The organism is Collimonas sp. OK307 (assembly GCF_900113705.1).
Lineage (GTDB): Bacteria > Pseudomonadota > Gammaproteobacteria > Burkholderiales > Burkholderiaceae_D > Collimonas.
Genome location: NZ_FOQI01000011.1, coordinates 103,162 through 126,008, shown reverse-complemented (window position 1 = coordinate 126,008; position 22,847 = coordinate 103,162). Strand labels below are relative to the sequence as shown.

The window sequence follows — 22,847 nt, the reverse complement described above, 5'->3', positions numbered from 1 at the left end:
GATTCATCGCTGGCTGTTGCCAATGAATTGCCGTCTCCTTGCCTTTAACACTAACTTCTCAACTTCTTACTTTTTAAAACTTGTGCAGAGATAAATTTGCCGCAAATAAGCTGCCGCAAAAGCAAAAATGCCCGCATCAGAGACTGATACAGGCATTTTTTTTCAACTTATCGACGGACCACGGACATCGTCACGAAATATCGAAACTGGATGTCGCTAAAAATATCGGAGGCCGACGACGAGTCGCGCACTGACTATTACTTACGCAAGCCGAGTTTTTCGATCAGCGAACGGTAACGATTCAGGTCCTTACCTTTGAGGTAGGACAGCAGGCTTTTACGACGGTTAACCATCATGATCAAGCCGCGGCGGGAATGATGATCCTTAGCGTGGGCTTTGAAGTGACCGTTCAAGTCGTTGATACGGGCAGTCAGCAGCGCAACTTGCACTTCTGGGGAGCCGGTGTCGTTTTGACCGCGCGCATTATCAGTGATAATAGCGGCCTTGGCAGTTTTTTCGATAGTCATGCTTTACCTTTCACAAGCGGTGTACAGAGTACGTAACCCTATGCACCGTGAACAAACAATTAAAGAACCCGGTCGAATGACCAGACGCGCAGTATATAGCAAAAATCCTGCTGATTCAAATAGTTAGCGCTCCCGACAACAATCAATATTGGAGTATTGCCATGAAACACTTTTTTCCCACTCTTCTAGCCGGTTTGCTGCTAAGCCTTGGTGGTTGCGCCTCCCTGCTGGCGCCGCCGGTCAATCCCGGCGAACCTGAGGCGCAGGTGCTGGCCCGCTTGGGGAAACCGACCGGAACTTATCAAGACGGCAACGATGTATTACTGGAGTATTCCCGCGGCCCGTTTGGCCAGGCGACCTACATGGCAAAAATCGGCCCGGATCGCAAGTTGGTTTCCTATGAGCAAGTACTGACTCTGGAAAAATTCGCCACCATCAAAGTGAATCAGTTCAACCAGAACGATGTCTTGCGGACCATCGGCAAGCCGATCGAAACCATCTACTACAGCCGCGTGAAGTTGAATGGCTGGAACTACGGTTACAAGGAAAGCGGCGTCTGGAATTCGATGATGACGGTTTATTTCGATGACAGCGGGATTGTACGCAAACTCGAAAACGGACCGGACCCACGTTATGAACATACCCGGTTTGGCATGTAACGGTTTTAAGAAAAGCTTGAATAACCCTTGTCATGTCATTGGCGCCCTCGGCTACGCGCCCCGGACTAGGCGTTCGCGGGGATGACGGAATTTTTTGGCAGTCATTTTTCAGGAAAGCGGCATAAATGATAAAACTCCCCGCACGTCAACGCGTCCAGGCGATGTTAGCCGGCACCTTGCAGGAATGGTTCAAGCAGCGCTCCGGCAGCAAAGGTGCGGCCCTGGCCTTCTACACCCTGTTCTCGATGGCGCCTGTGCTGATACTGGTGATCGCCATTGCCGGAGCGGTATTTGGCGAGCAGGCCGCAGGTGGAGAAATTTTTGGCCAGTTGTCTGGCTTGATCGGCCCGACCGGCGCCGACGCCATCCAGCTATTGCTGGCTGCCGCCCACAACGATCGTTCCGGCCCCATAGCGGCAGTGATTGCCGTACTGGTGTTGCTGGTCGGCGCCACCACCGTATTTTCCGAGCTGAAGGATAGCCTGGACGAAATCTGGTACGTTGAGCGTACCCAGCAATCGGGCATCATGTCTCTGATACGGACCCGCCTGCTGTCGTTCGGGCTGATACTGGTGCTGGCATTCCTGTTGCTGACATCGCTGGTAGTAAGCGCCGCGCTGGCGCTGTTGGCGAAGTACCTGGGCGGCACCTGGATCAGCGTCACGACGATTTTCTCGCCGCTATCGCAACTGTTTGCGTTCGCTGTAATTGCCAGCCTGTTCGCCTCGATCTACAAGATGCTGCCGCAGGTCAAATTGCCGTGGCGCGATGTATGGATAGGCTCGATCGGCACCGCTGCCCTGTTCGTGCTGGGCAAATACCTGATCGGCATCTATCTCGGCAATAGCGGTATTGCCTCCAGCTACGGCGCCGCCGGCTCGGTGATTGCTTTGTTGCTGTGGATTTACTACTCGGCGCAGATTTTCTTTTTCGGTGCGCAGTTCACGCGCCAGTACGCCTTGTTTTTTGGCAGCCTGCAACACCTGAACAACGATGCCGGCAGTCAGTCGACGCCGGCCCCGTCTTCTTCGACTCAGTCCTGATACGGTTCCAGCCCGCGCTCTGAAAGCCGCAGGATGCGACCGCAGCGACGCGCCAGTTCGATGTCATGGGTGACGATAACGAACGCTGTGCCCAGTGTTTGCGACAACTCCAGCATCAGGTCGAAAGTCATCTGCGCAGTGGCACGGTCCAGATTGCCGGTTGGCTCGTCGGCCAGCACGCATGCCGGCCGGGTAACCAGCGCCCGCGCCAGCGCCACCCGCTGGCGCTCGCCGCCGGACAACTCGCCCGGCACGTGAATCACACGCTCCGCCAGGCCGACCCGCGCCAGGATGTCGCGCGCCTGCTGTTGCGCATCGCTACGCTTGAGACGGCGAATCATCAACGGCATGGCGACGTTATCCAGCGCCGAAAATTCCGGTAACAAATGATGGAACTGATAGACGAAACCGAGCGCATTATTGCGCAAGTCGCCGCGCGTCTTTTCTCCCAGCGTCGTGAAGTCCTTGCCCAGCAGGCTGACGTTGCCGGCAGTCGGCGCATCCAGGCCGCCCAGCAAATGCAGCAGGGTCGACTTGCCCGAGCCTGAAGCACCGACAATCGCCACTTGCTCGCCCTTGGCGACATCGATATCGATGCCGTTCAATACCTTCACCGAATAACTACCCTGGGTGAAGGTTTTTCCCAAACCACGGCAGGACAGGACGATTTGATTGTTGGTCTGATTATTTGTATTACTCATAGCGCAATGCCTCAGCAGGTTTCACCCGGGCAGCCCACCAGCTCGGATACAAAGTCGCCAGGAAGGCCAGCACCACGGCGACACCGCCGATAGTCCAGACATCCGGCCAGCGCAAGTCTGACGGCAATTCGGTAATCACATACACGCTCTTCGGCAGGAACTGCACGTGCAGCAGGTTTTCGATAAACGGCACGATGACGTCGATGTTCAGGGCCACAAGCACGCCGGCCCCGACCCCGATGGCGGTGCCGATCAAACCCACCAGCGCGCCTTGGATCATGAAAATCTTCATGATCGAACCGGGCGAGGCGCCCAGGGTACGCAGGATGGCAATATCGGCCTGCTTGTCGGTTACCGTCATCACTAGCGTCGATACCAGGTTGAAGGCCGCCACCGCGATGATCAGGGTGAGGATGATGAACATCATGCGTTTCTCGGTCTTGACTGCCGCAAACCAGTTGCTGTTCTGCTGGGTCCAGTCACGCAGATACAAGTTGGGCGGCAGCGTAGTCGCCAGCTGCTGCACGATCTGCGGCGCCTGCAGCATGTCGGTAACCTTCAGGCGCACGCCGGACGGCGAATCCTGGCGGAACATCTTTTCCGCATCCTCGAGGTGGATGAAAGCCAGGGTCGAATCGTATTCAAAATGGCCAGCCTCGAAAATTCCCGCCACGGTAAATTGCCGCAGGCGAGGAATCACGCCGGCCGGTGTCACCTGTCCCTGGGCCGCCATCAACGTCACCTTGTCGCCGACGCCGACGCTCAAGGCGTGCGCCAGCTCTATGCCCAGTACGATATTGAACTCGCCCGGCTTGAGGTCGTTGAAGCTGCCTTGCTTGACCTTGCTGGCCACATCCGACACCTTCGGTTCCTCGGCCGGCAGTACGCCGCGTATCGCCACGCCGCGCAGCACGCCTTCATGCACCAGCATGGCCTGGGCATCGACGTAGGGTGCGGCGCCGATCACTTCCTTGTTCCTGAACGCTTGTTTGGCGACTTCTTCCCAGTTCGGCATGGCGCCGGAGGCATCGAACACCTCGATATGCGCCAGCACCGACAACATGCGGTCACGCACATCTTTCTGGAAGCCGTTCATCACAGACAGCACCACGATCAGCGCCGCCACGCCCAGGGCGATGCCGGCCATCGATATCAGCGAGATGAAGGAAATAAAGCTGTTACGGCCACTGCGCTTACCCGCACGGGTATAGCGAATGCCGACCAGCCATTCGAACGGTAAATTTTTTAAGATGCTCAACACGGGGCTCCCGAAATCAGCCCGCAGTTTGCCATAATTTGGCAAACTTACGGAGCTTTACAACTTATTGCGCCTGCTAATGCGCTTACTCTGATCGAAAGCGGGCACTATCGTTCAAAATCAAAACACTCCCAAAACTGCGTAATCACGCTGTCAGCCAGGGTGGCCCACCGATTGCCAAAACGAAATATACTATTTGGGATACGACCGTATTCGTAAAACATCCGGCATCTGGCTTCGGCAAATGCCGGATGACGACCCAACCTGAACAGGATTGCAGATGAAAAAATTCTTTACTCTATGCCTGGGGCTGTTATTGGCGCAAGCGGTAGCCGCTGCCTCGCTTCCCTATGACGAAAAGGCTGACGCCAAGACCGACGTAAGCCAGGCATTAAGCCAGGCCAAGAGCAGCCACAAGCAGGTGATATTGGTTTTCGGCGCCAACTGGTGCACCGATTGCCGCGAGCTGGACAAAGCGATACATGGCAAAAGCGCGGCGCTGATCGACGGCAAGTTCATCCTGGTGAAAGTCGACGTCGGCAATTTCGACAAGAATCTCGATGTCGCCCAGTCTTACGGCAACCCGATCAAAAAGGGTATTCCAGCCGCTGTGCTGCTCAATCCGGACAACCAGATCCTGTACTCGACCAAGGCCGGCGAACTGGCGGACGCCCGCCGCATGGGCGAGAACGGCATCTATGATTTCTTCAATAAAGAGATCGTAAAACGACAAGGCGGCTAAACCTGCATTCAGCCGCCCTGCAATTCAATAACTGTTCGACAACTACTGTGCAATGCGCTATTACTTAGGCGCCATCCGAATCCCGCCGTCGAGACGAATCACTTCGCCATTCAGGTAGGTCGTCTCGATGATGGTTTTCGCCAATGCGGCGAACTCAGCCGGCTTACCCAGGCGCGACGGGAACGGCACCATTTTCCCAAGCGCATCCTGGACTTCTTCCGGCATGCCCAGCAACATCGGCGTTTCCATGATGCCGGGCGCAATCGTCATCACGCGGATGCCGTGGCGCGCCAGTTCACGCGCTGCCGGCAAGGTCAAGGCCACTACCCCGCCCTTGGACGAGGCGTAGGCGGCCTGGCCTATCTGGCCATCAAATGCAGCTACCGAAGCGGTGTTGATGATCACGCCGCGCTCGCCATCTGCATTCGGCTCGCCCTTGCTCATTGCGTCGGCGGCCAGGCGCATCATGTTGAACGTGCCGATCAGATTGATCTGGACCACGCGGCTGAAATCTTCCAGCGCATGCGGCCCTTCCTTGCCGACGATACGCTTGGCAGGCGCCACGCCGGCGCAGTTGATCAATCCGTGCAAGCCGCCAAATACGGTGAGAGCGGTGTTGACCGCTACCGTAGCGCTGGTTTCGCTGCACACATCGGTAGCCACAAAGCGGGCATTGGCGCCCAGCTGCGTCGCCAATGCAGCGCCGGCTTCCTGGTTGATATCGGCGATCACCACCTTGGCGCCGCCCTGCACCAGCATGGCGGCGGTCGCCGCACCCAGGCCGGAACCGCCGCCGCTGATCAGGAATACATTATTTTCAATTTGCATGTTTTTCTCTTATTTACATTTTGGATTTGGCGACTTCCTGGTTGCGCAAGATGAAGCGCTGCAGTTTGCCGCTTGGGGTTTTGGGTAATTCTGTTAAAAATTCAATTTCGCGCGGATAGGAATGCGCGGCCAGGCGATGCTTGACGTATTGCTGCAGCTCGGCGATCAGTTCCGCACTTGCTTGATAATCCTTGCTTAAGACGACAAAAGCCTTGACCAGCTCAGTACGCTCGGGGTCCGGCTTGCCGACCACTGCCGCCTCGACCACCGCAGGATGTTCCAGCAATGCGCTTTCGACATCGAAGGGTCCGATGCGATAGCCGGACGAGGTGATGATATCGTCGCCGCGCCCGATAAAGCTGATGCTGCCGTCCTGGTTTTTCTCGACTGTATCGCCAGTGATGTAGTAATCACCGTTGTCGCTATTGTCAGTATCGTGCTGCCAATAACCCCGGAACCAGTACACCGGGGAATGGCGGCGATCCACTGCCAGCACGCCCGGCTCGCCAACTCCCAGTTCATTTTGGTCATCATCCAGCACCGCCAGCCGGTAACCTGGCATGGCAAGGCCGGCCGAACCCATATGCACCTCGTGTTTCAATCCATGATGATTGCACAACACCATGCCTGTTTCAGTCTGGCCGTAGTGATCGTTGATAAGACAAGCGAGATGCTCGCGGAACCAGCGAATCACTTCAGGATTCAAGGGTTCGCCGGCACTGCTGACAGCACGCAGACGGCCCTTGACCGTCGCCGCGGCCTCTTCACCGCCGGCAATCAGCATCCGATACGCGGTGGGCGAACCTGCCAGGTTGGTAATCTTGTATTTATCGATGATCCGGTAGGTGCTTTCGACCGTGAACGACCCCTCGTAGAAGGTGATGGCATGCCCCATCAGCAAGGGTCCGGTTACGCAATAATACAAACCATAGGCCCAGCCCGGATCGGCGATATTCCAGAAAGCGTCTTCCGGCCGCACGTCCATCGCATACCGGGTGTAGACGTAAAACGCCAGCATTGCCCGCAACGGCACCGCGACGCCTTTGGCCGGCCCGGTCGTGCCCGACGTAAACAACATGATGAAAGCGTCGTCAGCCTTGCGCATCACCGGCGCGAACTCGGTCGGCTGGCTCTCTAGTTCGGCCCAGAAGCTGAAATCGCCTGTTTGCGTTTCGTTGTCACCGACGACAGTCATGATGGGCGGGCAATCCGGCACGTCCTCCAGCTTGTGGCGGTTATCGATGTCGGTAACGATCAGCTTGGCCTCGCTGGCAGCCACCCGGTATTCGATCGATTTCGAACCGAAAGCGGTGAACAGAGGTTGGTACACCGCGCCGGCGCGCCAGGTGCCGAGTATCGCAATCAGCAATTCCGGCGTGCGTGGCAATAATCCGGCTACGCGATCGCCCGGCTGGATGCCTTGTGCTTTCAGGAAATTTGCGAAACGGCCCGATAACTCCTTGAGCTGGGCAAAGGTATAACTCGCGCTACGGCCATCCTTACCCTCCCAAAACAGCGCTATGCGGCCGGGCGTGGCATGGCGATCGCAACATTCAACGCACGCATTGATACCGGTTTGCAGATTCCCGGACAGCTCGGCAGCAATGCTGTCGGCGCTGAAATCCGCATAAAACTGGGCATAATCCGGAACGGTAGCGGCCGCAGTGGTTGCGTCGGCTGGCAAAGCAGATGACATGAGTGTTCTCCTCTAACCTAAAATGGCGGGCTTAATCAGCTCTTTTTGTTATCAGAAATGGAACTACTGCTACTAAGTCTAGAATACTTAGCGGCTGAGAGCCATGTCAAAAGCGATCATCAGCATTGATCGAAATTGCAATAAGCAGGCAAATGAATTTATGAAAGATTGGGAAAAAGGCACTATCGCGATCGATTTTGTCGATGAAGCACTGCGCAGCATGCGCGAGCGCGGCATGGATACCGAATCGCTGCTGCTCCAGGCCGGTATTTCTCCGCGCTGGCTGAACACGCCCAACGCACGGGTCGCTGCCTCCAATTACGGCCAGCTGTGGTACCTGATCGCGCACGCCATGGATGATGAATTTTTCGGCTTGGATAGCCATCCGATGCGCGTTGGCAGCTTCAACATGCTATGCCGCGGCGCCCTCCATAGCGCCACTCTCGGCAAAGGCCTGGAACGCATGCTGGATTTCCTGCGGCTGGTGCTGGATGACATGTCGGCAACGCTCTCGCAGCAAGACGGCCTGGCCCGCATCGTTATCAACGAAACCGGCAGTCCGCGCCGCATGTTTACCTATGGCGCCTTCCTGATGATCGTGCACGGTGTCGGTAGCTGGCTGATTGGACGCCGCATCCAATTGCTATCGGCGGACTTCCGTTGCGAGGAGCCGCTCACCAGCCTGGATTACAAGATCCGACTGTGCGACCAGGCGCGTTTCGGCCAGGCCCAAACCAGCATCACTTTCGACGCTGCTTGCCTGGCTTTGCCGATAGTGCAAACCCAACGCTCGCTGAAGCCATTCCTGCGCGAAGCACCGGGCAACCTGTTGGTAAAATACAGTAATCACAATAGCCTGGCAGCCACCATCCGACGCCGTTTGCGCCGTTTGCCGCTGACCGAGTGGTCGGATTTCGACAGCATGTCGAAACACCTGCACACGCCGGCCTCGACCCTGCGCCGCAAGCTTAGCCAGGAAGGACAATCATATCAGGCGATCAAGGACAATCTGCGGCGCGACCTGGCGATCAACTATTTAAGCGGCTCGACCAGGAGCATTGAAGAGATAGCGATCAGTCTCGGGTTTGCCGACTCAAGTGCTTTTCACCGGGCGTTCAAGAAATGGACCGGGAGCAGTCCGGGTGAGCATCGGCGTGCTTTGTCAGCGACGTTATAGCTCACCTGCCATTGCTCATTTACTATTCACTTGCGTTTGGCGGGAATAAAAGCCTTCCCATGTATCGCCGATAAAATCGCTTCAACCGCCGGATGCTTGATCTTACGTTCATTCGAAACCGCATAAAATTGTTCGTGCACCTGATCCAGCTCGCCAATCGGCACTGCGCCAAACTGTTCCTCGACGTCTGCCGCGAGGGCGGACGGCGCCGGAAATAAACCTAGGCCGCTACGGCCGAAGGTATTCAACAGCGCATTGTCATCGAACTCTCCCACCACGTCCGGTCGCAGATCGCGCGATTCAAACCAGTGGTCGATGCGCCCGCGAATCACGTTATTGCGAGTAGGCAGCAGCAACGGCGCGCCGTTCAGGCTGGCCGGGAATGTTGCGCGATAACGCTTCGCCAGTTCTTTGTTGCCAAACAGCGCGATGTCGCTTTCTCCCAGCAAATGGCTGAATACGCGCAATGCCGTGCCGGAAGGCGCCGGCCGGTCGGTCAGCACTACATCAAGCTTGTGCAGGGTCAGGTCGCCCAGCAGCGATTCGAATTTATCCTCGTAACACACCAGCTTTACCCGCTGCGGCAGCCGCAATGCGGCTTCCAGCAAGCGTGAAGAAATCAATTTCGGCAGCGAATCGGAAATGCCGACTGCCAGCCGCATGGTGGGCTCATCTTCAGCGACAGCCAGCGCTTCCTGCATCTGCTCGCCCAACAGGAAAATCTGGTCGGCGTAACCCAGCGCCAGGCGCCCCGCCTCGGTCAGCACCAGGCGCCGCCCTTGCGGCGCCAGCAACGACTTTCCTATCGCTTGCTCCAGCAACGAAATCTGAGTGCTGACAGTTTGCACGGCCAGCCCCAAACGCTCTGCAGCGCGCGTAACGCTGCCCTCCTTGGCCACTACCCAAAAATAATGCAGGTGCCGAAAATTCAATCCCGATGATTTCATTGTTCTGTTTTTCAGAAGTAATTGTTCGATTATCTTCGCTTTTTAAAATTATGTCGCGACTATATGATGGTTTCTCCTGAAACGAACTGGAGTCTTTGATGAAACCGACCATCGTTGCAAAAGGTGTAAAACTCAGCCGCAGACTGCGCGAGTATGTAATCCATCGCTTGAGCCTTACGCTCGACAGAAAACACTACAGCATCCAGGCAATGAAGGTGCGCATCAGCGACCAGAATGGGCCTAAAGGCGGCATCGACAAACATTGCCAGCTTCACCTTACCTTGCCCGGCCTCCCAACCGTGGTCGTCACCGAAAAAGGGGACGATATCGCCGCCATGGTCGACCAGGCTGCGCATCGTGCCGCGCAGGCGATAGACCGTCTGTTGTCGCGAGCGAAATCGATCCGGCATACCAAATACACGGTACCGGTAACTGAAGCCGCTCTCATCTGATTTTACGAACGAATTTACGTAAATAAATTACGAAAGACCCTCATGAACAACCGTTACAACACTCTCCGAAACAGAAGCAGCAACATCCGGTATGCAACCACCACGGTGATGGATGGCGCGGCACGCCAGGTCTTGCGCAACACCTATCTGTTGCTATCGCTGTGCCTGGGTTTCAGCGCCATCGTCGCAGGCGCCTCGGTAGCTTTCAGCCTGCCGAGCCCTGGCATCATCGTCACCCTGGGGGGCTATTTCGGCCTGCTGTTCATGGTGACGAAATACCGCGACCGCGGTCTCGGCGTCGGGCTGGTATTCGCGCTGACCGGTTTCATGGGCTACACCCTGGGACCGATCATCAGCCATTACCTGAATCTGCCGAACGGCGGCTTGACGGTGATGATGGCGCTGGCCGGCACTGCTGCCATTTTCCTGGGGATGTCCGCTTATGCGCTGGTCACCAAGCGTGACTTGTCCTTCATGGGCGGCATGCTGACGGTCGGCGTGCTGGTCGCTTTCGTAGCCGGACTGGCTGCAATTTTCTTCAGCATCCCGGCCTTGTCGCTGACCGTGTCCGCAGTGTTCGTGCTGCTGATGTCGGGCATGATCCTGTTCGAAACCAACAATATCGTGCGCGGCGGCGAAACCAATTATGTGATGGCCACCGTCAGCTTATTCGTCTCGATATTCAATCTGTTCACCAGCCTGCTGCAGTTGCTGGGCTTTGCCAACAAAGAGTAAGTCTCGGGGCAGGTGCGCAGCGCGCGCCTGCTCTTTATCAACATTAAACGTGATGGAGAGTGGATATGTATTGCCCTGTATGTAAAGACAAAGAGCTCGTCATGAGCGAACGCCAAAGCATCGAGATCGACTATTGTCCCGGCTGCCGCGGCGTTTGGCTGGATCGCGGTGAACTGGACAAGATCATCCAGCAATCGACTCAGGAACTGGTCAACGCGCAGGTACCAGCACCGCGACAGCAACAACCCCGGCCCGAGTACCACGCACCACAGCAAGGCTCGCATTACAACGACTATCGCCGCCCCAAGAAAAAGGAAAGTTTCTGGCAGGAGCTATTCGACTGATTCATGCAACTTGCCACCACGCCGGCAGCAACTGCTTGATTTCCGGCCGCGCAAAACGATCGTCGATCAGGTACACCACACCACGGTCCTGCTGCGTACGGATCACCCTGCCCGCGGCTTGCACCACTTTCTGCATGCCGGGATAAAGATAGGTGTAGTCATAGCCGTTGCCGAAAGTCTCGCCCATGCGCCGCATGATCTGTTCGTTCACCGGATTGATCTGCGGCAGCCCTAGCGTTGCGATGAAAGCGCCGATCAGCCGCGCACCGGGAAGATCGATGCCTTCGGCGAACGAACCGCCCAGCACGGCAAAACCAACCCCTTGCGAGGTATCGGTAAAGCGCGCCAGGAAATCTTCCCGTTCCCGTTCATCCATGCGACGCGCCTGCAGCCACAGTGGAATCTCCGGGTAACGTTCGGCAAACAGCGCGGCGACCTTTTGCAGGTAATCGTAACTGCTGAAAAACATCAGGTAATTACCGGATTGTTGCTGATACTGGCGCGCGATCAGATCGACGATGGGAGACAGCGAACGCTCCCGATGCAGGAAACGCGTCGAAATACCGGTCACCAGTTGCACCGTCAACTGATCCGCGGTGAAAGGCGACGGCACGTCGATCCAGGCCGTGTCGGCCGGCATGCCCAGCGTATCGCTGTAAAAATGCCAGGGACTTAACGTTGCCGAAAACAGCACCGTGCTACGGGCGGCGGCAAAGCGTGGCGTCAGGAAAGGCGCCGGCACGATATTGCGGATGCATAAGGTACTGCCATGCCCACCCTGCCTGGTGATATCAAATAGCGAATGCGAGCCAAACAGTTCAGCCATGCGCGTAAAGTGCAAGGCGTCAAAATAGAATTGCTGCAAGTTGCTGTCCATGGCGGCCGGATGCTCCACCATATAGTCAGTAATGTCGGCCACCGCCCTCAGCAATGCCTCGACAAACGCCTCCGGTATTTCAGCGTAATGCTGGTATTCGCCATCCTGTTCCTTGCCCAAGGCTCCCCATTGGCGGCTAACCCGGTCCAGTCCGCGCTTGAGCGCCGGCGGTGCGGTTTTTCGCAAGGTTTTCAGGTGGATGTATTCCATTTCAGCGGAATACATCTTGCGCGCGCGGTCGATCATGTTGTGCGCCTCGTCAACCAGCACCCCTACCCGCCACTGGTTGGCGTTGGCCATGCCGTACAACATGGCGCTCACATCGAAATAGTAGTTGTAGTCGCCAACGATCACATCCGACCAATTGGCCATCTCCTGGCTCAGATAATAGGGACAGACCCGATGCGCGGCGGCGACCTGGCGCAGGCTTTCCTTATCCATCGCGCCGGCTTCGATCGCGGCACTGCGCGCCTGCGGCAAGCGGTCATAAAATCCTTGGGCCAAAGGACAGGATTCGCCATGACAAGCTTTATCGGGATGTTCGCAAGCCTTGTCGCGCGCTACCAGTTCCAGCACCCGCAAAGGTAGCGCCGGCGCACTTTGCCGGATCCGCGTCACAGCTTCCAGCGCCAGCGCCCGGCCCGAGGTCTTGGCTGCGAGGAAAAAGATCTTGTCCAGCGCCTGGCCCGGGCTCGCCTTGAGCATCGGAAACAAGCTGCCGATGGTCTTGCCGATACCGGTGGGAGCCTGCGCCAGCAAGCAACGGCCACTCACAGTACTTTTGTAGATCGCCTCAGCCATCACGCGCTGGCCCGGACGAAAATCCGCATGTGGAAACGGCAAGGCTGTCAGTTGCACATCGCGCCCGGCACGATGCGTCATTTCCTGTTCGGCCCATGCCAGGAAGCGTTGGCAGTGATCTTCGAAGAACTGCTTCAACAGCTTGGCGGTCAGATGCTCAGTCAGCAAGGTTTCCTTCTGGCTGCCGATATCGTAGTAGACCAACGCCAGCTGCAATTCATCCAGCTGCCGGCTCTGACATAGCAGGTGGCCATAGATCCGGACCTGCGCCCAGTGCAGATGACGATGGTTGTCCGGCATGCGGCTGAGATCGCCGCGATAAGTCTTGACCTCCTCCAGCCGGTTCAGCTGCGGATCGTAACCGTCGGCGCGCCCGCGCACCAGCAACGGGCCGAAGCTACCGCTCAGGCTGACTTCCGATTCATAAGAAGCGGAGCGGCGCGAGGCCACTACGGCATGGCCGGTGATGCCTTCCTGCGCAGTCGGCGACGGTGTGAAGCGCAGGTCCAGATCGCCCTGCTTTGCGGTGAATTCGCACAGGGCGCGCACCGCGACCACGTAACGAGCAGGGGAAGCATCTGGCGTCATCACGCGCTTTTCTCCGCCCATTGCACGTAATACACTGCTACCGGGATTTCATGGCTGGCGAAGTAATCCAGCCAGCGGATCTGGTTGTCTTGCAAGCGGTCGCCCGGCCCTTTGACTTCAATCATCTGATAGCGTTTTTCTGCCGGCCAGAACTGGATCAGGTCAGGCAAACCGGAACGATTGCTCTTGATGTCCTGCAGGATCCGCTCAAAACACTTTTCCAGATGCAATGGCGGCAGGCATTCCAGCGCCATGGCTAGCAAATCATCGTCGATCGCGCCCCAGAACACGAATGGCGACTGGATATTTTCCTTGATCCGGAAATTCCGCCGGATGGTCTCTCGATAGCCGCCGTTGTGAAGCAAGGCAAAACCGTCTTCAAACTGGCGCGCCCGGCGCAGTCGAAAATCGGCACTGTGCAGGTCTGCCGGACCGCTCTGGAACGGATGGAAAAAAGCGCCCGGCACCGGCGCGAACACGGCGTCCCAGAACAACAGGCCGAACAGCGAATTGATCAATGCATTTTCGACATAGTGTGCAGGTGCATCTGCACAGCCTAGATGCTGGCCGAGCGCGGTCTCGACCGACATGCCGGGATCAGGCCGCGGCAAGGCGATCTCGCGCTGGATAATGCTCGCGGTAGAAGACTTCGGCAACTTTGGGTAGCCTAGCGCGCGCCGCAGACGCGGCATTACGCGCAACAACTGCTGTTGTTCGGCTTCGCTTTCGGCCTGCAGTTCAGCCTGCTGTGCCAACTCAAATGCGACGGCAAGCTGGCCGCAACGCTCCAGCACCCTGATCGCCCGCAAGCGTGCTCCGGGCCGGCTGCTGTCGGCATACAGCCGCAGCGCCTGCGGCAACTCGCCATTGCGCTCATGGTGCCGGGCAATCTGAAATAGCAACTTACTGCGGCGCTCTTCCAGCCAAGGATTCAGATAAGGATCGGCGGCAATATCAGCCACCACCACCTGTGGCGCCTCGCCGCTTAGAAACCGTTCGCGACAGGCATACAGGTGCAGGTAATCGTCAATGTCCCGACGGCTGCTGAAACCTTGGGTATCGGGAGATAAGTCAAACTGTTCATATTTGAAAATGCCCAGTTCGGAAAGCACAAACTCCGACCAGTCCTGATATAAATTACCGAAGAACATCAGGCGCAGGCGATCGCATAACGCGGCAATCGGCCTGGACAACTGCAACAAACTGTCGCCAGCGTCAGGCCACCATTCGGCCAGGCTGCGCATGCACGCTGTATCGTCCCCCGCATCCCCTGCCTCACGCAGGAAGGCCAACTGTTCGCTCTTGCGAGTTACTTTGCTATGTCGCAACAGCGGGAAAGCCGCAGCGATTTCGACTTTGGTGAGCACGCTGAAAAGTTGTTCGATATCCACCAGCGGCTGCTGGCTTATCCAGCCAGCCTTTACCAGCGGCGCCGCCGCATTTTCCGTGCAGCCGATTTCGTCGTAACGCAGCTTGCCAAGCCGAAACAGCTCGCCTTTGCGTATCACCATCCGTACCAGCAATGCCGCGGAGGATTGCGGCAAACTGCCGAAGCCATCGACGAACACCTGTTCTTCGTTGTTCAGCAAATGGCGATAACGGGCGCGTACCGACTCGACAACAGTGACGAAGTTATCCAGATAATAGAAACGGTTTTCCAGCGTTTTGTTCATGGTCGGAGTACAGGGGCGCAACGGAGGCACAATACCTCCGGTATAACTGGCAGTTACCTTAATTGACGATTTTATTTACGATTTCATGTACTAATTAACTGTATAAACGTACAGTTATTCTGTAGTATATACGAATCCTAACGCAGGAGTCTGAACGGGGATTGCAATGGAATTAAGCGATGCTGAAAAATTGATATTGACCATGCTGTGCGAAGTGCATCAGCATCTGGACATTGCGGGCGATGTTGATCCGAAGTTTGTCCAGTCCGCGCTGCATAGCGGCAATACCTGGGGCTTGCGCTGGAAATATGGCGCGCTGTATGACGGCAACGCCAGATCGGATCCGCCTATCGTGAAAGAAGTCGTCCGGATTCTTGACATGTGGTCGGCAATTGAAGACGGTTACGATGCGTTGCGGTCGCTGGATCAGGACCGGGTCGCCGCCAGCATTTCTCCGCGTCAGTGCGAAGTAAAATTCTTGGGGTTCGATAGCGATACCGAATTTGAACACGCCAACATAGCTTCATTCCTGATCAAGGATATGCAGCGCTTTCCAAAATTCGCGGGGCGCGACATCCATTCGCACCTGCCGTCGATTTCCATCTATCGACGCATGGTGCGTGCCTTCGAGCCGCTGCAAAAGCTGATAGGAAAAGGCCGCCTGAATGCGGACCAACTGATCGCGCTTCTCAACGAAAACACCGGACCGCGGTCTAATTTCCTGAAGCTCGTCTGAAGTCCTTATGCCGCTTGCCGGGTATCCCCACTGTTGACACGACCGACACCCGACGGTGTAGCCCGCGCCAGCCATAATTTAATCTCGGCCGCCTCTAGCAACAACGGACCTTGCGGCAGAGAGAACGCAGCCTCCCGGCCCTCGTTCCAATCCGACAAATCGGCCTGGGCAACGTAGCCGTCGACATGGTTAAAGATGTCGTCGACATCGCCTTGCCAGGTTTGATACAGATCTTGATTCACCACAATCAGCAAGGACAAGCGGGCGTTATCGTCACGCTGGCCGCCAAGGCCGGTGCGCGTACTACGCTGAAGCAAGGCCAATCCGCTGCCAGGACTGCGCAGCAATGCAACGGGTGCACCTAAAAAATAACGGCCGATGTCGACAATGAAACGATTCGCCTGTTGAATTTCATCGCGCAAATCGATCTCTGCCTCTTCGCACAGACTGGCGTATTGTGCTGACGTCAGCACAGTATCGAACGGCACGGTCAGCCCTAGTTCAAAGCCCATCGGTATCAAGATGCCGTTGCCGCTGGCCGCCGCAAAGCGCAGCGCACGCAGGCTGGCGCGGCGGCGCGAGGGGGCATCGGTCAAGCTAAGCAGACCCGCCAGGCGAGGACCGAAAGGCGTTTCCGGAAAAGCGATGATGGTGGCGTCGCCGATCAGATTATCTTGTTCTCGCACATAACGCGTAGCTTGATAATCCCACCATGCTCCCGAGCAGAATACCGCGTCGAAACCGGCGTCAGTCAGCGGATCAAGCTGTGGCGCCGAACTGCCGGGAGTCCAGGCGAGGAAACTAACCGAATTGCGGTAGCTGCGTGTTGCTGTCATCAAAGCTTGCCACAGCGTGACAGGCACCGCCGCAGGCGCGCTGCAGACAAACCCGGCGACGCCGATATCAAGCAAACCCCGCAAGCGTCGACACCAGAGTGCGTATAGACCACGCTGTACGGCAGAATCAGCCATGCGCAGATGGATAACGCTGTCGCTCGTTACGGGCGGGCCGCCAGCAGATGACATGCTGTCAGGTGAAGGCTTGTTTTCGAACCAGGATGGGTAAGCATCGATCAGCGGATCGTCAGACGAGACTCTGTCGAGCACGATATCAAGCAACAGGTGCAAGCCGCGGTCAGAACAGGCTGCTGTCAACTCATTCAATGGAAGGCCTTCTTCAGCATCGGAGGGCTGGCCCAGATTGAGCGTATTGGCCAGCAACACGTGATCAAAGCCCAGCGTGACGCAATGGTCGAGCAAAGCCGGCCAGCCTCGGCGCGAGACAAGTACCGGATTGATGCAATAAATGCGAGGTGCAGTTGCGAAGCTCATGTTAGCAATCCTTGATAACGTTGCAGTTTCTCGCCACCTGCCAGAGCGGCAATTGGCAGGCGCAGCCTCGGACTCATACGAGAGTGCCGATTTGCACATATCCGAACTCTATCGCGCTGCACCGCGGAAACATATCGGCGTTCACCGCAAAGGGTTGTAGGAATCCACCTACATCGATAGCCGACCAGATTCACATCGGATAAAAAATGATGGCATCAATATAAAAAAATCCCCGTCGCTGCGAATGCAGATACGGGGATTTCCTACCGGCTGGCTGATTGGGCAACTTTACCGGCCGATCAGACTTTCTGTTTTGCGGAGATCGCGTTTGCCACCACCAGCGCAGTCATGTTGACTACGCGACGCACCGTCGCCGACGGGTTCAGGATATGCACCGGAGCCGCAGCGCCGAGCAATACCGGTCCGACCGTAACACCTTGGCCACCCGTCATTTTCAACACGTTGAACAGGATATTCGCGGCATCCAGATTCGGCGTCACCAATACATTGGCATCACCGCTCAGGGTCGATTTCGGCAGGAACTGTGCCCTCACCTCTGCGCTCAGGGCCGCATCGCCATGCATCTCGCCATCGGCTTCGACATCCGGCATGCGCTTGACGAACAAATCGCGTGCGGCGCGCATCTTCTTGGCCGAAGGTCGGGTGCTGGAACCGAACATCGAATGCGACAGGAACGCTACTTTAGGCGGCACCCCGAAGCGCCTGACCTCTTCCACCGCCATGGCGGCGATGTCGGACAGTTGCTCCGCATCCGGATCGTCGTTGACGAAAGTATCGGCGATGAACAAGGTGTGCTTGTCGAGCACCAGGCCGTTCATGGTGGCGAAACACTTGGCGCCGTCACGCAGGCCGATGATGTCGCTCACGTGTTCCAGATGGTTATCGAAACGTCCAACCAGGCCGCACAGCATGCCGTCGGCGTCGCCGAGCTTGACCAGCAGCGCGGCGATGGTGGTGTTCGAACGGCGCAATGTTGATTTCGCCATCTCGGGCGTGACGCCGTCGCGCGCCTTGATCTCGTGATAGGTCTCCCAGTATTGGCGGAAACGCACGTCGTCTTCCGGATTGATCAGCTCGAAATCACGTCCGGCCTGCAAGCGTAAGCCAGCGCGTTTGATACGTGCCTCGATCACCGCCGGGCGGCCGATCAGGATCGGCCGCACCAGTTTTTCTTCAAGCGCGATCTGCACCGCACGCAATACCCGCTCATCCTCGCCCTCGGCGTAGACGATACGTTGCGGCTCCCCGCGCGCCGCCAGGAAAACCGGGCGCATGAACATGCCGGTGTGGCTGACAAAACGCATCAGCGACTGGCGATACGCGTCCATGTCCTTGATCGGACGCGTCGCCACGCCCGACTCTTCGGCAGCACGGGCAACCGCAGGGGCGATGCGCAAGATCAGGCGCGAATCGAAAGGTTTCGGAATGATATATTCCGGGCCGAAATGCAGTTCCTGGCCAGCATAGGCGGATGCCACTTCTTCGCTGATCTCGGCCTTGGTCAAGTCGGCAATCTCGCGCACGCAAGCGACCTTCATCGCTTCCGTGATGCTGGTGGCGCCGCAATCCAGCGCGCCGCGGAAAATGTAGGGGAAGCACAGCACATTGTTAACCTGGTTCGGATAATCCGAACGTCCGGTAGCGATAATGCAATCCGGCCGCGCTTCCAGCGCCAGCTCAGGGCGAATCTCCGGTTCCGGATTGGCCAGCGCCAGGATGATAGGCTGCGAGCCCATGGCCTTGACCATATCTTGCGTCAGCACGCCAGGCGCCGAGCAGCCGAGGAACACGTCGGCATTGACAATCGCATCCGCAAGGGTGCGCGCATCGGTAGTTTGCTGATAGCGTTGCTTGGAAACATCCAGTTTGTCTTCGCGCTTATCGTGAATCACGCCGCGCGAATCGCAGACGAATATGTTTTCGCGCTTGACGCCCAGCTCAACCATCAGGTCGAGGCAGGCAATCGCCGCAGCGCCGGCGCCAGAGGCTACTAGCTTGACTTCGCCGATCTTCTTGTTGACCAGTTCCAGGCCGTTCAGCAAGGCTGCCGAAGAAATGATGGCGGTGCCGTGCTGGTCGTCGTGAAAGACCGGGATCTTCATACGCTCGCGCAGCTTCTTTTCGATATAGAAGCATTCCGGCGCCTTGATGTCTTCCAGGTTGATGCCGCCCAGCGTCGGCTCCAGCGCGGCGATGATCTCGACCAGCTTATCCGGATCGCGCTCGGCCAATTCGATGTCGAATACATCGATACCGGCAAAATTATGGAACAGGCAGCCCTTGCCTTCCATCACCGGCTTGCCGGCCAGCGGGCCGATATCGCCCAGTCCAAGCACGGCAGTGCCGTTGGTGACTACGCCGACCAGGTTGGCGCGCGAGGTGTATTCCACCGCCATTTCCGGATCTTCATGGATCGCCAGACAGGCATAGGCGACACCCGGCGAGTAAGCCAGCGATAGATCGCGCTGGTTCGACAAAGGCTTGGTCGGCACCACGGCGATCTTGCCGCGCGTCGGGCTGCGATGATATTCGAGCGCAGCGTCGCGCAGGGCCTGCTCGGCCGCAGAAAGAGTGGTTGGGGTGCTCATTGATGGTCTCCTGGATACGCGAGTGAAAATAAAATAGCAGCGTTAAATAGCAGTGTTAAGCGGCAGCGACATTATCACAATGTCTGTCGATTCTATTTCTAGGTAATCAATATCTCTGCTATTGAAGATGCTTTTGGGAAAGGGAAATTATTCTGTGGAGTCGTGGTTTTTATGGTGTGCCTTATGGCAAATGGTAGACGAATCTGGCGCAGTTTGCAGCGTTGCAGTTAAAAAAACAAAAACCAAAACTCTTCCGCGGCGCCACATAAAACAAAAAGCCCGCAAATGCGGGCTTTTTGTCGGCAGATAGCTGCCACATTTCGAATTTACCTCAAAAAGAAACCGTGGCGTGTTGTCATTACAGACAACAACTCAGCACTCAATGACATTTACCGCCAGACCGCCACGCGATGTTTCTTTATATTTGGTCTTCATGTCGGCCCCGGTTTGCATCATGGTCTTGATCACATTATCCAGCGACACATAATGCTTGCCGGTGCCACGCAATGCCATGCGGGCAGCGTTGATCGCCTTCACCGCGCCCATCGCATTGCGTTCTATGCAAGGAATCTGCACCAGACCGCCGACCGGATCGCAGGTCATGCCGAGGTTATGTTCCATGCCGATTTCAGCGGCGTTCTCGATCTGCTCGGTGCTGCCGCCCAAGACTGCCGCCAGCGCTCCCGCCGCCATCGAACAGGCGACCCCGACTTCACCCTGGCAGCCGACTTCGGCGCCGGAAATGGAAGCGGTTTCCTTGTAGATCAAACCGATCGCAGCTGCCGTCAGCATAAAGGTCATGACGCCATCCAGATTAGCGCCGGGGATGAACCTGGTGTAGTAATGCAGCACCGCCGGCAACACGCCCGCCGCACCGTTAGTCGGCGCAGTCACTATGCGTCCGCCCGCGGCATTTTCTTCATTCACCGCCATCGCGTACAGGTTGACCCAGTCGAGCATGGACAAAGGATCCACCAGCGACTCGTCCGAATGCTCCGTCAGTTGCCGATACAATTCAGCAGCACGGCGCTTGACACGCATCGGGCCGGGCAATTCGCCGCCAATCGAACAACCGCGCTTTACCGCCGCCGCCATCACATCCCAAATCCCCAGCAACTTGGTGCGCACCTCTTCTGCCGAGCGCCAGTGCTTTTCGTTTTCCATCATCAAGGCGGCAACGGTGAGGCCGCTTTCAGCGCACATTCGCAGCAGATCGTCGCCGGAATGGAAGGGATACGGTAAATCGCCTTCCGTTTGCACACTGCCCGCCTGCACCAGGTTGACGCGCTGCCCCTCCTTGCTCACCACAAACCCGCCCCCCACCGAGTAGTATTCTTTTTCCGCAATCACGCTGCCGCTCGCATCCATGGCGATAAAGCGCATGCCGTTCGGATGTTGCGGCAACGCTTCGCGACGGAAAAACAGTACATGTTCTTTTTCTACGCAGCCTATCGGATGCGTGCCGTTCAACAATAATTTTTTGGAACTGCGAATTTCCGCCAGGCGCGGCTCGACATGGTCCGGGTCGATGTTGTCGGGCAGGTTTCCTTCCAGTCCCAGCAATACCGCCTTGTCGCTGCCATGGCCTTTGCCGGTGGCGCCGAGCGAGCCATACAATTCGACGCGAACCGCGTGCACCGCATCCAGCAGATCGACGTCATGCAAATGGGCAGCGAATCGATTGGCGGCAATCATCGGGCCGACTGTGTGCGAACTGGATGGACCGATACCAACCTTGAATAAATCGAATGTGCTGATATTCATATGGAACTCGATATAAGACTCGATATAAAACCCGACTGGATACCCTGGTGAGACAATGCATAGCCGTTCATGACAACTCCTGGATAGGTTGAGGTATCTTTAAGCGCTTGTCCTTTTGAGATAAACACTACAGTCTTCAATTTTACGGCCAAGTCGCCGCCGGAATGTGATGACATTTTCTTGTGGGGCATAAGTAAAACGCTAGAATATTATCAATTGAACATTTTGTAATTAAAGCGACAAATTCATCTTGTAGAAACACTTTATGCCAAACGCCAATCTACGTAATCAATGCCATACCTTCTTCTCCACCTCCTTGCCGCGCTCCGCCGCCCAGGATTTTGCCGAGATGGCCGCCTGGTGCCAGGCACATGACATCCGTCACGACATCTATGGCGAGGGCGAACTGGTTCAAACTTTCGAAAACAAGATAGCCGAGCTGCTGGGCTTCGAGGCTGGCCATTTCGTCATTACCGGAACGCTAGCCCAGACGGTGGCGCTTCGGCTCGCCTGCCAGGACAGGAACAACCCGCTGACGGCTCTCCATCCGACAGCGCACATACTGGTGCACGAACGTAGCAATTACCAGCTGCTTGACCACTTCACCTCACTCAATGTCGGCAATCCTTATCGACCATGGACAGCGGACGATCTCAAAGCGTTGCCTGACCGCCTGGGAGCCGCGCTGTATGAATTGCCTATGCGTGAAATTGGTGGCCAGTTGCCGACATGGGAAGAATTGAATGCGGTCAAAGAATACTGTCATGAAAGGGATATTCATTTGCATCTGGATGGCGCACGCCTGTGGGAGGCTGCTACCGGATATGACAAGCCGCTGAGCACCGTGGCAGCTGGTTTTGATAGTGCGTATGTCTCGTTTTACAAGGGCATCGGTGGTTTGGGCGGCGCAATGCTGCTGGGCAAGCGCGATTTCATTACCCGCGCGTCAGAATGGATGAAACGCATGGGCGGCAATGTCTATCAGCGCTCGCCCTACGTGGTGGCAGCAGCGATGCGGTTCGACGAGAAGCTGGCGCGGATGCCGGCATATCTGCAGCGCACACGGGATTTGTATCAGCTGCTGAGCCGCTACCCGCTCTGGCAAGTCAATCCGCAGCAACCGCATTGCAATATGCTGCATGTGTATTTTCCAGTCGGCCGTGACGTGGCGAATGCCGCACGTGACCAATTGGCCAAGGAACACGGCATCTGGCTGTTTGGCGAAGCCAGGCACACAGCGTTGCCGCAGCAAAGCTATATCGAGTGGTATGTGGGAGAGGGACTGCTGTCCTTGTCAGACGACAAGGTCATTACGATTCTGGATCAGTTCCAAGCGTTGCTTGCGCCCGTATAAAACAC

20 protein-coding genes are annotated in these 22,847 nt (G+C 56.7%); 9 read left to right on the top strand and 11 right to left on the bottom strand.

Annotated elements, in window-relative coordinates; all coding sequences use genetic code 11:
• Nucleotides 1–257: 257 nt before the first annotated feature.
• Nucleotides 258–527 (bottom strand): 30S ribosomal protein S15, encoded by a 270-nt coding sequence (rpsO, locus tag BM205_RS15520; RefSeq protein ID WP_014007042.1) that lies wholly within the window; start codon nt 525–527, stop codon nt 258–260.
• Nucleotides 528–688: 161 nt separating this feature from the next.
• Between rpsO and BM205_RS15515 the strand changes: the two genes are divergently transcribed.
• Nucleotides 689–1,186, top strand: coding sequence for a hypothetical protein (locus BM205_RS15515; protein ID WP_092415775.1), 498 nt, complete (start codon nt 689–691; stop codon nt 1,184–1,186).
• A gap of 125 nt (nt 1,187–1,311) precedes the next feature.
• Nucleotides 1,312–2,229 (top strand): YihY/virulence factor BrkB family protein, encoded by a 918-nt coding sequence (locus BM205_RS15510; protein WP_092415774.1) that lies wholly within the window; start codon nt 1,312–1,314, stop codon nt 2,227–2,229.
• Here the strand turns inward: BM205_RS15510 and lolD are convergent.
• Complete coding sequence (gene lolD, locus BM205_RS15505; protein ID WP_092415773.1) at nt 2,220–2,930, bottom strand: lipoprotein-releasing ABC transporter ATP-binding protein LolD; 711 nt, start codon at nt 2,928–2,930, stop codon at nt 2,220–2,222. The two genes, BM205_RS15510 and lolD, sit on opposite strands and share 10 nt — an antisense overlap.
• A complete protein-coding gene (locus BM205_RS15500; protein WP_092415772.1) occupies nt 2,923–4,188 on the bottom strand; it encodes a lipoprotein-releasing ABC transporter permease subunit in 1,266 nt (421 codons plus the stop codon). Before BM205_RS15500 ends, lolD begins: the two co-directional genes overlap by 8 nt.
• 280 nt (nt 4,189–4,468) lie before the next feature.
• Here BM205_RS15500 and BM205_RS15495 point away from each other — a divergent pair, with 280 nt between their 5' ends.
• On the top strand, nt 4,469–4,930 hold the full coding sequence (locus tag BM205_RS15495; RefSeq protein ID WP_092415771.1) for a thioredoxin family protein: 462 nt from the start codon (nt 4,469–4,471) through the stop codon (nt 4,928–4,930).
• A gap of 60 nt (nt 4,931–4,990) precedes the next feature.
• Here BM205_RS15495 and BM205_RS15490 read toward each other — a convergent pair whose 3' ends face one another.
• A complete protein-coding gene (locus BM205_RS15490; protein WP_092415770.1) occupies nt 4,991–5,758 on the bottom strand; it encodes an SDR family NAD(P)-dependent oxidoreductase in 768 nt (255 codons plus the stop codon).
• Nucleotides 5,759–5,771: 13 nt separating this feature from the next.
• Entirely contained in the window at nt 5,772–7,454 is a 1,683-nt protein-coding gene (locus tag BM205_RS15485) for an AMP-binding protein (RefSeq protein WP_092415769.1), read from the bottom strand.
• A gap of 160 nt (nt 7,455–7,614) precedes the next feature.
• Here BM205_RS15485 and BM205_RS15480 point away from each other — a divergent pair, with 160 nt between their 5' ends.
• A complete protein-coding gene (locus tag BM205_RS15480) occupies nt 7,615–8,631 on the top strand; it encodes an AraC family transcriptional regulator (RefSeq protein WP_175511279.1) in 1,017 nt (338 codons plus the stop codon).
• A 26-nt stretch (nt 8,632–8,657) separates the two neighbouring features.
• On the opposite strand, the gene nhaR is transcribed toward BM205_RS15480, so the two are convergent.
• Nucleotides 8,658–9,578: a transcriptional activator NhaR gene (nhaR, locus tag BM205_RS15475; protein WP_092415767.1), complete on the bottom strand. Its 921-nt coding sequence runs from the start codon at nt 9,576–9,578 to the stop codon at nt 8,658–8,660.
• Between the two features lie 98 nt (nt 9,579–9,676).
• Between nhaR and BM205_RS15470 the strand changes: the two genes are divergently transcribed.
• The 3 genes from BM205_RS15470 (at nt 9,677) to BM205_RS15460 (ending at nt 11,109) form a co-directional block, all read left to right on the top strand.
• A complete protein-coding gene (locus BM205_RS15470) occupies nt 9,677–10,030 on the top strand; it encodes an HPF/RaiA family ribosome-associated protein (RefSeq protein ID WP_092415766.1) in 354 nt (117 codons plus the stop codon).
• A gap of 42 nt (nt 10,031–10,072) precedes the next feature.
• The gene (locus BM205_RS15465) at nt 10,073–10,765 is read left to right on the top strand and encodes a Bax inhibitor-1/YccA family protein (RefSeq protein WP_092415765.1); all 693 of its coding nucleotides are present in this window, start codon (nt 10,073–10,075) and stop codon (nt 10,763–10,765) included.
• Between the two features lie 65 nt (nt 10,766–10,830).
• Nucleotides 10,831–11,109, top strand: coding sequence for a TFIIB-type zinc ribbon-containing protein (locus BM205_RS15460; RefSeq protein ID WP_092415764.1), 279 nt, complete (start codon nt 10,831–10,833; stop codon nt 11,107–11,109).
• Between the two features lies 1 nt (nt 11,110).
• On the opposite strand, the gene BM205_RS15455 is transcribed toward BM205_RS15460, so the two are convergent.
• Together BM205_RS15455 and BM205_RS15450 are read right to left on the bottom strand one after the other, a co-directional pair.
• A complete protein-coding gene (locus BM205_RS15455; RefSeq protein WP_254783915.1) occupies nt 11,111–13,375 on the bottom strand; it encodes an ATP-dependent DNA helicase in 2,265 nt (754 codons plus the stop codon).
• Nucleotides 13,375–15,048: a VRR-NUC domain-containing protein gene (locus BM205_RS15450; RefSeq protein ID WP_092415762.1), complete on the bottom strand. Its 1,674-nt coding sequence runs from the start codon at nt 15,046–15,048 to the stop codon at nt 13,375–13,377. Before BM205_RS15450 ends, BM205_RS15455 begins: the two co-directional genes overlap by 1 nt.
• A 166-nt stretch (nt 15,049–15,214) precedes the next feature.
• Here BM205_RS15450 and BM205_RS15445 point away from each other — a divergent pair, with 166 nt between their 5' ends.
• Nucleotides 15,215–15,784 carry a YfbU family protein gene (locus BM205_RS15445; RefSeq protein WP_092415761.1) on the top strand — a complete coding sequence of 190 codons (570 nt, stop codon included), beginning with the start codon at nt 15,215–15,217 and terminating at the stop codon, nt 15,782–15,784.
• A 5-nt stretch (nt 15,785–15,789) separates the two neighbouring features.
• On the opposite strand, the gene BM205_RS15440 is transcribed toward BM205_RS15445, so the two are convergent.
• The 3 genes from BM205_RS15440 to BM205_RS15430 form a co-directional block, all read right to left on the bottom strand.
• A complete protein-coding gene (locus tag BM205_RS15440) occupies nt 15,790–17,115 on the bottom strand; it encodes an alpha-amylase family protein (RefSeq protein ID WP_092415760.1) in 1,326 nt (441 codons plus the stop codon).
• Between the two features lie 299 nt (nt 17,116–17,414).
• Nucleotides 17,415–19,724 (bottom strand): NADP-dependent malic enzyme, encoded by a 2,310-nt coding sequence (locus tag BM205_RS15435; RefSeq protein WP_092415759.1) that lies wholly within the window; start codon nt 19,722–19,724, stop codon nt 17,415–17,417.
• A gap of 372 nt (nt 19,725–20,096) precedes the next feature.
• Nucleotides 20,097–21,488: an L-serine ammonia-lyase gene (locus BM205_RS15430; protein ID WP_092415758.1), complete on the bottom strand. Its 1,392-nt coding sequence runs from the start codon at nt 21,486–21,488 to the stop codon at nt 20,097–20,099.
• Nucleotides 21,489–21,753: 265 nt separating this feature from the next.
• Between BM205_RS15430 and BM205_RS15425 the strand changes: the two genes are divergently transcribed.
• Nucleotides 21,754–22,842, top strand: a complete 1,089-nt coding sequence (locus tag BM205_RS15425; protein WP_092415757.1) for a threonine aldolase family protein — start codon at nt 21,754–21,756, stop codon at nt 22,840–22,842.
• Nucleotides 22,843–22,847: the final 5 nt, after the last annotated feature.